The sequence below is a fragment of the Frisingicoccus sp. genome, assembly GCA_016298055.1.
In the GTDB taxonomy this organism is placed as follows: domain Bacteria; phylum Bacillota; class Clostridia; order Lachnospirales; family Lachnospiraceae; genus Frisingicoccus.
Map to the genome: position 1 here is coordinate 1 of JAEDDO010000067.1, position 10,481 is coordinate 10,481.

The 10,481-nt window shown below is 42.1% G+C and carries 9 protein-coding genes and 1 tRNA gene; 3 read left to right on the forward strand and 7 right to left on the reverse strand.

The features are described from left to right. Positions 1 to 34: 34 nt before the first annotated feature. Positions 35 to 1,495, forward strand: coding sequence for a nicotinate phosphoribosyltransferase (locus tag QZZ35_RS06745; protein ID WP_291236701.1), 1,461 nt, complete (start codon positions 35 to 37; stop codon positions 1,493 to 1,495). Positions 1,496 to 1,559: 64 nt separating this feature from the next. Here QZZ35_RS06745 and QZZ35_RS06750 read toward each other — a convergent pair whose 3' ends face one another. The 5 genes from QZZ35_RS06750 to QZZ35_RS06770 all read right to left on the reverse strand — a co-directional run bounded on the left by QZZ35_RS06750 (position 1,560) and on the right by QZZ35_RS06770 (position 7,867). After that, positions 1,560 to 3,608: a hypothetical protein gene (locus tag QZZ35_RS06750; protein WP_291236702.1), complete on the reverse strand. Its 2,049-nt coding sequence runs from the start codon at positions 3,606 to 3,608 to the stop codon at positions 1,560 to 1,562. A 74-nt stretch (positions 3,609 to 3,682) separates the two neighbouring features. After that, positions 3,683 to 4,624: an alpha/beta fold hydrolase gene (locus QZZ35_RS06755; protein ID WP_291236703.1), complete on the reverse strand. Its 942-nt coding sequence runs from the start codon at positions 4,622 to 4,624 to the stop codon at positions 3,683 to 3,685. Beyond that, positions 4,617 to 5,336, reverse strand: a complete 720-nt coding sequence (locus QZZ35_RS06760) for an NAD-dependent protein deacylase (RefSeq protein ID WP_291236704.1) — start codon at positions 5,334 to 5,336, stop codon at positions 4,617 to 4,619. The genes QZZ35_RS06755 and QZZ35_RS06760 overlap by 8 nt, the downstream gene beginning before the upstream one ends. A 15-nt stretch (positions 5,337 to 5,351) precedes the next feature. Next, positions 5,352 to 6,842 carry a glycerol kinase GlpK gene (gene glpK / locus QZZ35_RS06765; protein ID WP_291236705.1) on the reverse strand — a complete coding sequence of 497 codons (1,491 nt, stop codon included), beginning with the start codon at positions 6,840 to 6,842 and terminating at the stop codon, positions 5,352 to 5,354. 23 nt (positions 6,843 to 6,865) lie between these two features. Continuing rightward, positions 6,866 to 7,867, reverse strand: coding sequence for a tetratricopeptide repeat protein (locus QZZ35_RS06770; protein WP_291236706.1), 1,002 nt, complete (start codon positions 7,865 to 7,867; stop codon positions 6,866 to 6,868). A 204-nt stretch (positions 7,868 to 8,071) separates the two neighbouring features. On the opposite strand from QZZ35_RS06770, the gene QZZ35_RS06775 reads away from it, so the two are divergent. Together QZZ35_RS06775 and QZZ35_RS06780 are read left to right on the forward strand one after the other, a co-directional pair. Next, positions 8,072 to 8,590 carry a peptidylprolyl isomerase gene (locus QZZ35_RS06775; protein ID WP_291236707.1) on the forward strand — a complete coding sequence of 173 codons (519 nt, stop codon included), beginning with the start codon at positions 8,072 to 8,074 and terminating at the stop codon, positions 8,588 to 8,590. Between the two features lie 71 nt (positions 8,591 to 8,661). Further along, positions 8,662 to 8,744: transfer RNA gene (locus QZZ35_RS06780), tRNA-Leu, on the forward strand. Between the two features lie 89 nt (positions 8,745 to 8,833). Here the strand turns inward: QZZ35_RS06780 and QZZ35_RS06785 are convergent. Both QZZ35_RS06785 and QZZ35_RS06790 read right to left on the reverse strand, forming a co-directional pair. Further along, a complete protein-coding gene (locus tag QZZ35_RS06785) occupies positions 8,834 to 10,168 on the reverse strand; it encodes an InlB B-repeat-containing protein (RefSeq protein WP_291236708.1) in 1,335 nt (444 codons plus the stop codon). A 4-nt stretch (positions 10,169 to 10,172) separates the two neighbouring features. Beyond that, a partial coding sequence (locus QZZ35_RS06790; protein ID WP_291236709.1) for a zinc-ribbon domain-containing protein occupies positions 10,173 to 10,481 on the reverse strand: 309 nt, incomplete at its 5' end.

The following is a 10,481-nucleotide window of genomic DNA, read 5'->3' on the forward strand; positions in this document are numbered from 1 at the left end:
AAACTATGATTAATACGGAAGGGAATACTATACTATGAATACATCCCATTTAACACTTTTAACTGACTTATACGAATTAACAATGATGCAGGGCTATTTCAAAAATAACACACACGAAAAAGTTATCTTTGATGTTTTTTTCCGGTCGAATCCGGAAGGTGCTGCCTATTCAATTACAGCCGGTCTGGCACAGGTCATCGAATATGTCAACGGTCTCCATTTTACCGCAGATGATATTGCCTATCTGCGCTCCACGAATCTTTTCCAGGAAGACTTTCTTGATTATCTGAAAGATTTCCATTTTACAGGCGATATATATGCTATACCGGAAGGTACGATCGTCTTTCCGAAAGAACCTCTCTTAAAAGTCATCGCCCCGATCATGGAAGCTCAGATTGTAGAGACTGCTATTTTGAATATTATTAACCATCAGAGTCTGATATGCACCAAAGCAGCCCGTGTGGTTTATGCTGCCGGCGGCGGCGTTATGGAATTCGGACTCAGACGTGCACAGGGACCGGATGCCGGAACCTACGGTGCCCGTGCCGCAGTGATCGGAGGCTGTGTCGGAACTTCCAATGTACTGGCCGGTCAGATGTTTGATATTCCTGTCAAAGGAACCCACGCGCATAGCTGGATCATGAGCTTTAAAACCGAACTGGAAGCTTTCCGGAATTATGCCAATCTGTATCCGGATAATTGTCTTCTTCTTGTTGACACATATGACACATTGAAATCCGGTGTACCTCATGCCATTCAGGTTTTTGATGAGCTGAAAGCCAAAGGCATTCAGCCAAAATTGTACGGCATCCGCCTTGACAGCGGTGACCTGGCTTACCTGTCCAAAAAAGCACGAAAGATGCTGGATGCGGCAGGCCATAAAGATGCTATCATTTCAGCTTCCAGCGATCTGGATGAATATCTTATTGACAGTCTTCATACTCAGGGTGCACAAATCACTTCCTGGGGTGTCGGAACAAACCTTATTACTTCCAAAAACTGTCCGGCCTTCGGCGGTGTTTATAAACTTGCTGCCATTGAAAATGAAAAGGGTGAATTTATTCCAAAGATCAAAGTATCTGAAAATATCGAAAAAGTAACAAACCCGGGTGACAAAACCGTATTCCGTCTTTATGATAAAGAAACCGGTAAGATCAAAGCAGATCTTATCGCTCTTGCAGATGAACATTATGATTCTCAACAGCCTTTAATGATCTTTGATCCGATTTCCACATGGAAAAAAACCTGGCTGGATGGCGGTTCCTACACCGTACGCGAACTTCTTGTTCCTGTATTCAAAGATGGTCAGTGTGTCTATACATCACCTGCTGTCATGGACATCCGCGATTATTGTTCTTCCGAACTTGCCACACTCTGGGATGAATCCCGACGTCTTGTCAATCCTCAGGAAGTTTACGTCGATCTTTCTCAGCCATTGTGGGATTTAAAGAACACCTTGCTGGATCATGTCCACAATTTCCAGGATAATAAATAAAAAAAGTACCGGTTGGAATGAATATTTGTCAATAGACAATATCACATTTCCAACCGGTATTTTTTTAATTATTCTGTGTCTTATTTAAAAGAATACCTGTTTTAAAGATATTACCGTCCATAGCAACGACAAACTTGCCATGATTCTTTTCTATAATCTCCTTAGCAACTTTCAATCCACCTGTCAGTTCTGCACCCGATGATGTTACAGCTTTTGCCGCCTCAATAGCATCTTCTTTCACAGCATTCTTTACAATGTAAATCAACTTGCCATTCTGAGTATACATTTCTGCATAAATTCTTGAATCCGGTTCCGTATACTGTTCCAGATTATCATAAATCATAGAAATTGCTTTCCACATGTCTTCTTTATTCATCTCAAGAACAATCGGCTTATCCGGAGCTCTGAGTGTCACCGCTATACCGGATTCTTTAAGTGCCTTCCGGTGTAATTTTCGAATATCTCTATTCAACTGAATAAAATCAAATGATGTGGCAGAATCTCTGACCGTTGATGTCTGACTAAGCAAATGATTAATCTCATCCTTTGGAAGCATCACTGTATGATCACTGACACCCGCATCATCCTGTACCAGTGTGTCTGAAGAAAGGATAGCCTGATCAACAGAAGCTCCGAGATCCATATTTTCCCAGTCATCCGATGCGGGTACGGATATTTTAGACGCTGCTATAGCTGCTGCTTTTGACAGATCCTCTTCCAGTTCCGAAGCCTGACGCGTATCCCCGCTCAAAACCGTCTGGACGTATGCATGCTCTGTTCCTGCTTCCCTTTCAGGAACCTCTGCATTTTCCTCCTCGTCCTCATCATCTTCGTCATCATACTCTTCATTTCCTTTTCTGATCACCCAGGTGATAAAGGATATATTCTCAAGAACAAAAATAATCGGGACAATAACATAAACAACCGGAATGCCCATCACCGCATAACTGTCAAGATTAAATAATGCCAATACCAATGCGCCGTTTAACAGAACTAATACCAGAATAATCAACAGTATTCTTGGCACGGCCGGCAGTGCTCCAATCACTTCAAAAATACGGTATATCAGCATATTTGAAATAAATGTACCGGATTTAATGCGGCGAACCATACTGAAATAGCCTCGAATAAAAAAGATATATGCCAGTACCAACGCTCCACAGACTGCATACTTACTATAGTCTGCATCCATAGAAGACAGGTAAAATGCTCCGTAAATGCTTCCGCCTCCGAAAAGTACAATTAAGATAAGCGAAATCTCCGTAAAAATCTTATCAAACCAGGTCAAACGAATTCCTCTGTAGCCATGAACATTACCTGTAGCCACAATACTAAAAATAAATGAAAGGACAAATACAACGGCCGCCACGATCAACGCAATCTTCATAATACCAAACATGGAACCTAATACTTTAAAAGATTCATAGCTTGTGTAAAAACCATCGGTTGTCGAAGTCAGCTCATTATCTACAGCGGCATAAATTGTATAGGATCCGCTGCAGGATGCAAGTTCCGCTTTCCACTCAGATGTATCTAATTCATCATTATAGACACCTGTATTAACTTCGAAACCACCCTCTGTCGTATCGATCTTGACAAAATAATGGCTGGATTCAATACGTTTTACAGCATCTTCATTGCTCATGATCACTTCCTGATCATTTTCATCATACACTACAAACGAAAAATTCCCTTCTGATGTCAGATAATTATCAACCAGATCTTTATTTGATTTCTCACGTTCAGATTCAGGAATGTCTCCCCTTGTCTCAACCGCCTTAATAAGACGGATCAACTGAAGCACGCTCTTCTGATATTCCGTACCAAAGAAAGTACTTTGGTAATAATTCGGTTCGGAGTTCAGTGTACCGCCGCCGCCAAAATATGTATACACGACCAATCCGGACACAACAAGCACGACGGCTGAAATAAATAAGAGTATTCGTGCAAATACTTTCAGCGGAGTCGATTTCGTCGGATGCCAGCGTCCGTCATCTTCTATATCGTATTCCGTCTCATCACGCTCACTTTCCGATGATGAGGATTCCGCTTCTGTATCAGATACACGTTCATCTTCATCCCAGAAGTCTTTTTTCTTTCCAAACAAACCCATAGTCTATCCTCCTGTATACCAACTGTTTTTCTTTATCTATATCCATCTCATTCTACACTAATTTTCTGTCATTTTCAACTTCTCCATGAAATTTCCTCATTCAGCCAGTCATACAGATCATGATAGACTTCATCCCTATTCGTCTCATTTATTATCTCATGACGTGCACCCTCATAAAGAATCATATCTATATCGTCTATGCCTGCCGACACAAACATATCATAAACCTTCTGCACGCCATCACCATTATGTCCCACCGGATCCGCATCGCCTGAGACAAAAAGGACCGGCAGATCCTTTGGCATCTTTCTAATATTTTTCATACTGGAAATCACACCGATTCCCTTAAATAATTCATAATATCCGTTGAGAGTAAATACAAACTGACACCTTGGTTCACGAATATAGGCATCCACCATAGCCTTATCTCTCGTCAGCCAGTCAAATTCTGTACGGGCCGGTTTGAACCCTCTGTTATAAGAGCCGAAAGCCATCTTATTCATAAAATTGCTTCGATACTCCCATCCCTTTACAAGAGCCAGTGATTTTGCCAATCCTCTTCCAAAAAGAGCCAGTCCGACAGAAAAATATCCTGTGCCCATGATGATAGCTCCGTCTACTTCCTTTCCGTATTTTGTCAGAAAATAACGTGTAGCGAAGGATCCCATGCTGTGTCCCATAATAAAATAGGGCACATCCGGAAACCGTTTTTTGAAATGGACTTCGATCTTATGCATATCATCAACAATACACTGAAATCCATTCTCACCAAGATACCCCCACTCTTTCTCCGATGCGGCTGTATTCCCGTGACCCACATGATCATTGCCCACAACCGCAATGCCTTTACTGCACAAAAATCTGGCAAAATCGTCATACCTTTCAATATATTCCACCATTCCATGTGCAATCTGCAAAACAGCCCTTACCTTTCCGTTGCCGGGTATCCAACAAACACCATACACTCTGGATCTTTTGTTCGAAGACTTAAAATAAAAATTTTGTTTTTTAATCATTCAGCACCTCTCCCAATACTTTTCCTATACTGTCATGAATGAGCAGATTTGCCCTGCTGTCATATGGTGTCTCACTTTTATTGATCAATACAAGCTTATCCCCCCGGTAATACTGAACAAAGCCTGCAGCAGGATATACATTCAGCGATGTACCCCCGATAATAAGCACATCCGCTTTCTGGATAGCATGGATACTTCCTCTGATCGCCATCTCATCCAGTCCTTCTTCGTACAGAACAACATCCGGTTTTACAACACCTCCGCATTTTTCGCAGCGCGGTATACCGTCAGATTTCAGAATATATTCGGTATCATAAAATTCATGACAACGCATACAATAATTTTTATGAACTGTTCCGTGAACTTCATAGACCCGCTTACTGCCCGCCATCTGATGAAGACCGTCGATATTTTGTGTCACAATTGCTTTAAGTTTTCCCATCTCTTCCAGTTTTGCCAGAGCAATATGGGCCGCATTTGGCTTTGCGTCCATATAAAGCATGGTGCTTTTATAAAAATCATAAAAAATATCCGGATGCGCCATAAAAAAGGAATGGGATAAAATCTCTTCCGGTGATCTTTTATAGCGTTTAATCGTATTGTAAATACCTGTCTCACTTCGAAAATCCGGAATACCGCTTTCTGTAGAAACCCCTGCTCCACCAAAAAATACAATATTGTCTGACTTTTGAATAATCTCTTTTAATGTCATACTGTCACATCCTTTCTATTTTGCCCATCCGTAAGACCGTTTTACCGCCTCATGCCATCCAGAAATACTTTCTTCACGTTTTTTTTCATCCATTTTGGTCTCAAATGTTCTTTCCAGTTTCCAGTTCTTTTTGATGTCATCCGTATCCTGCCAATAACCGACAGCGATTCCTGCCAGATAGGCTGCTCCAAGAGCTGTTGTCTCTACACATTCCGGACGTTCAACCCGGGTATTCAAAATATCGGACTGGAACTGCATCAGGAAATTATTCGCACACGCTCCGCCGTCTACCTTTAAAGAAGACAGACAAATATTTGAATCCACCTCCATCGCTTTCAGAACATCATATGTCTGGTAAGCCAGAGATTCTAACGTGGCACGGATAAAATGATTTCTGTTTACACCCCGTGTAAGACCAACAACGGCTCCTCGTGCATACTGATCCCAATAGGGTGCTCCAAGACCTGTAAAGGCCGGCACGACATAAACACCGTTCGAATCCTCCACTTCCATCGCACAGGCTTCTGTCTCGCCTGCAGACTGAATCAGTTTCATCTCATCCCTAAGCCACTGTATGGCCGCTCCTGCCATAAAAATACTGCCTTCCAATGCATATTGAATACTGCCGTCCGCACTGGCTGCAATCGTGGTGAGAAGGCCATTTTTTGACCGGACTGCCTCTTTTCCTGTATTCATCAGCAGAAAACAGCCTGTGCCATAAGTATTTTTTGCCTCTCCCGCTTCAAAGCAGCACTGTCCGAATAATGCCGCCTGCTGATCTCCCGCAATACCGCTGATTGGTATACTTCCACCCAGAATGCCTTCCTGCGTATACCCATAAATGCAGCTGGATGCTTTAACTTCCGGCAGCATACACTTCGGAATATTCATTACAGCCAGAATCTCTTCATCCCAGCAAAGTTCATGAATATTATAGAGCATTGTCCGTGAAGCATTTGTATAATCTGTAACAAATACTTCGCCACCGGTTAATTTCCATATAAGCCATGTATCGATCGTTCCGAACAGAAGATCCCCTTTTTCCGCGGCTTCCCGGGCTCCCTCCACATTGTCCAGTATCCATCTGATCTTGCTTCCTGAAAAATAAGCATCTGCAATCAGACCTGTCTTTTCAAGAATATCCTGATCATATCCCTTACTTTTAAGCAAATCAATATAATCCGATGTTCTTCGACACTGCCATACGATCGCATTATAAACAGGAAGTCCCGTATGCCTGTTCCACACAACTGTCGTTTCTCTTTGATTCGTAATACCGATTCCGGCAATATCTTTCGATGTCACGCCCGCTTTACCCATAGCAGCGATCGCTACACTCATCTGAGTTGCCCATATCTGAAGCGGATCATGTTCAACCCACCCCGGCTTCGGATATATCTGAGTAAATTCCTGCTGTGCAACACTCACGATCTCTCCGGATTTATTAAAAAGAATACAGCGTGAACTGGTCGTTCCCTGATCCAGTGCCATAATGTATGTCCCCATGTCGCTCCCTCCTGACACTATATTTATAACAATCTTTTTTTTGATAAAGAAATCCCAAAGGCTTTTAAAATATCAGAATCCTTTACCTTTCTATAATACATATCTGCCGCTGCGAGATTTCCCATGCAGGCACAGGCTCTTCCGGCCATAATATAGTAGCTGTCATCCGGAAATATCTCACACGCTTCATCATAATACTTCAACGCCTCTTCCAGACAACCGTCACTTACCAGCAGATTCGCCTTCATAACCATAAGATCATCCCCATCCGGTTCCAGTCTTATCGCCCGGTCAATCGCCCTCAGACCTTTTTTTGTGAATCCCAGCTGATAATCCGCCATCGCCAGATAATACCAGGCATTCACGCTCGACACACGATACCTTGTCGCTTCAAGTGCCAATTCTCTGAGTGCCTTTATCGTTCCTATTCCCTGACATCTGTCTTGCATAATTTCACTTGCAAAAACTTCGCACAGATTCAACAGGTTTTCAATCCTGTCTGCCGGTGTGATTCTGCCCTTCCTGCGCCCGATGACGTGCGAAGATGATCGGATCCGTGTGTCTGTTTTTGCTTTAGCATAGTCTATATCTTCAAAAGGACCTTCATCACTGTCAATCATACTTTTAAAACGGTCATACCGGATATCACCCGACTCAATGACAAGATAATTCTTATCACTTCCAAATTCAATATCCTTTGCCACCGCAGGTTTTTTCAGCAAACGAACATCCCGGACCGCTGCCCGGATATTCCCTTCAAGAAAGAGAGAAGGATGCCTTATATAACGGTATATCTCCGCCCTTTTATACCATCCGATCACCTGATCCTTATATATAAAAATAACCGGAATATCGTCCATACAGTTACTGCGGACCGTACCTTCATAGAAATCCTCAAGCTCTGCAGCCAGAACCGTGTCCGATTCCCTGTTTCGACTCAAAGCCCAACAATATCCGGCGTAATCAAAAAATTCATTCATACGAAGTGTCGCCAATGTATCGATTTTGACAATAAGAACGGCCATTGCATCTTCCCCTTTTTGCATGTTTTATTGGGTAAAAAGTATTTGCCCATGATACCTACGGATTTTTCCGCGCCTCACGCTCTCAAAATCCTGTTACCCTGATTATAGAACATTTTATATATTTATTCAATCAAAAGCCTTTACTTCCACCTTTTTTTCAGCTACAATAATGAAAGCAAATAATAAAAGAAAGGTGGATTTATCATGGCAAATCCAATTGTTACCATTACTATGGAAAACGGCGATATCATGAAGGCAGAACTTTATCCTGAAATCGCTCCGAATACAGTAAATAACTTTATTTCTCTTGTACAGAAGGGTTTTTATAACGGTTTGATCTTTCATCGTGTCATCAAAGGTTTTATGATTCAGGGTGGTTGTCCTGACGGCACAGGCATGGGTGGTCCTGGATATTCAATCCGAGGTGAGTTTGCTCAGAACGGTTTTGCTAATCCTCTGAAACACGATGCAGGTGTATTATCCATGGCACGTACGATGATGCCGAACTCTGCAGGCTCCCAGTTCTTTATCATGCACCAGCCTGCACCACATCTTGACGGTGCTTATGCTGCCTTCGGAAAGATCATTGAAGGTATGAATGTGGTTGATAAGATTGCATGTGTTGCAACAAATCGTATGGATGCACCAAAAACACCACAGAAGATCCAGTCTATGACAGTGGAACTTTTCGGTGAAACTTATCCGGAACCAGAAAAATGTTAATTTTTTTCAAAAAAAGTCTTGATTATTTCAGGATTATTTGATAAAATTAATGAGTCGCATATCAAGCGAATGCAGTTGTGGCGGAATGGCAGACGCGCTAGATTCAGGTTCTAGTGAGGTAACACTCGTGTGGGTTCAACTCCCATCAACTGCATTTAGAAAATCAGGAATACATCTTCCTGATTTTTTTATTTTCCGAAAAATTATAAGGAGCGGTATACATCCGCTCCTTTTTGACATCGACTATTTATCAATAATGGCTTCCAGCTCTTCCAGCTGATTCAGTTCTTTTTCCAGTAATTTTTCTCTCCGGGCTTCTCTCTCCCGACGCTTTTTCCTCAATTCAGCCCGCCGTTTTTTCTCTTTGATCCTACGTTTCCGACGCGCCATTATAATCACAGCCAGAATAATTCCCAAAATCAATACACATACAATACCGCAGATCACAAGAACTTTCATTAAAGGAAACGGTATCTCCCGAAATACAACTTTAACCTTATGATCCGACTGAATATTATTCAGCATAAAAGATGTGGTATCCTCCACGGTCGTCTGTACAGCTCCGTCAACTGACAGTTCCGAAAACTCATACCCATCATCCGGTACAAAATCAATGACACAATCATCCCCCCGCAGGACCTTTTTCTGAACGTTGGTTATCCGTCCATTCTCACTCTCTGCGGAAATATAAAAATAATAAGGCAGCACCGTTTTATAAAAACGGATCCTGTTTCCCGCATCCGGATCCTGTATATTCACAACAGCCAACAGTTCTCCCGGGGCTGTCTCACACAAAGATTCCGGTTCATCCACAAAAGCACTTTCAAATTGAAAATCCAAAGGAACTGTCATGACCAGTTCTCTGTTTTCAATCGAAAATACTTTTAAGTAATCTCCGATTCCCATATTTAATGTCAGCGGAAAAGTTATAATATAATCTCCGCTGATCATACAATCCTGATAATTCGTTCCCGGATATGTATCCACATCTGTTATCAGATCATCAATAACCTGAAAATTACTGTCGAGAATTTTAAAACTATAACCGCCATCCACATTTGTCTGGATCACATACTGATCTTTATCTTCGATATATTCAATACTCAGTATATTATAATCGTCAGATACTTTGATGGTCCGCTTATATTCAAGTGTCTCCGGGTCCATAACATAAATACAGCCCCTGTTTTCCTCAATCGTATTCGTATACAGACCCACATAAATCTCTTCTGTTTTCGGATTATAGGTCAGGCTGTTGCCGTGCTCCCACTCTCTGTTCTGGATACGTTTTGCGAGGGAATAAGGTTTTACCGGCTTTCCCTGCTCATCCCGGTCATAACGGTAATACGCCGAAACAACATCATTGACATTCGGATTGTCCTCAATATTTTCAATACAGATAATATACTCGGGCGTCACACACATGGACTGAACAACTCCACCATGAATTGTCTCCTCATGAACCAATTCCCACTCCATTCCGTCGAAAGCCTCCGGCCCGGAAATTTCCGCATGACACATAATCGGATTTGTCAAAAACAAAATCAGGAGTATAAGGCTGATCCATGCACCCTTCATCTGTTTAAACCTCCGCATCATCCATCCATTCCGGACACTCCGACACTGCTGTCGTCTCTGAAGCATAGGTTTCTCCCTGTCTATCTTTTGCATAAGCCAGTTTCACAACAGCTCCAACAATAATGAGTGCTCCTAAAATTACAGCACATAACAGCATATATTTACCATCAAATCTTCCTGTCATGCTCATAATATCATCCTGATAGCCACTCTCTTTTTCGTCGTTTCCTCCTCCGACGGGCATTCCGCAGGCCCTGCAGAACCGATCATCTTTATCCAGTTTTTTTCCGCATCTTCTACAAATCATATCTTT

Bases quoted from the DNA above. Each gene is read 5' to 3' on its own strand.
- QZZ35_RS06745 (WP_291236701.1), top strand. From the start codon at position 35: ATGAATACATCCCATTTAACACTTTTAACTGACTTATACGAATTAACA.
- QZZ35_RS06750 (WP_291236702.1), bottom strand. From the start codon at position 3,608: ATGGGTTTGTTTGGAAAGAAAAAAGACTTCTGGGATGAAGATGAACGT.
- QZZ35_RS06755 (WP_291236703.1), bottom strand. From the start codon at position 4,624: ATGATTAAAAAACAAAATTTTTATTTTAAGTCTTCGAACAAAAGATCC.
- QZZ35_RS06760 (WP_291236704.1), bottom strand. From the start codon at position 5,336: ATGACATTAAAAGAGATTATTCAAAAGTCAGACAATATTGTATTTTTT.
- glpK (WP_291236705.1), bottom strand. From the start codon at position 6,842: ATGGGGACATACATTATGGCACTGGATCAGGGAACGACCAGTTCACGC.
- QZZ35_RS06770 (WP_291236706.1), bottom strand. From the start codon at position 7,867: ATGGCCGTTCTTATTGTCAAAATCGATACATTGGCGACACTTCGTATG.
- QZZ35_RS06775 (WP_291236707.1), top strand. From the start codon at position 8,072: ATGGCAAATCCAATTGTTACCATTACTATGGAAAACGGCGATATCATG.
- QZZ35_RS06785 (WP_291236708.1), bottom strand. From the start codon at position 10,168: ATGAAGGGTGCATGGATCAGCCTTATACTCCTGATTTTGTTTTTGACA.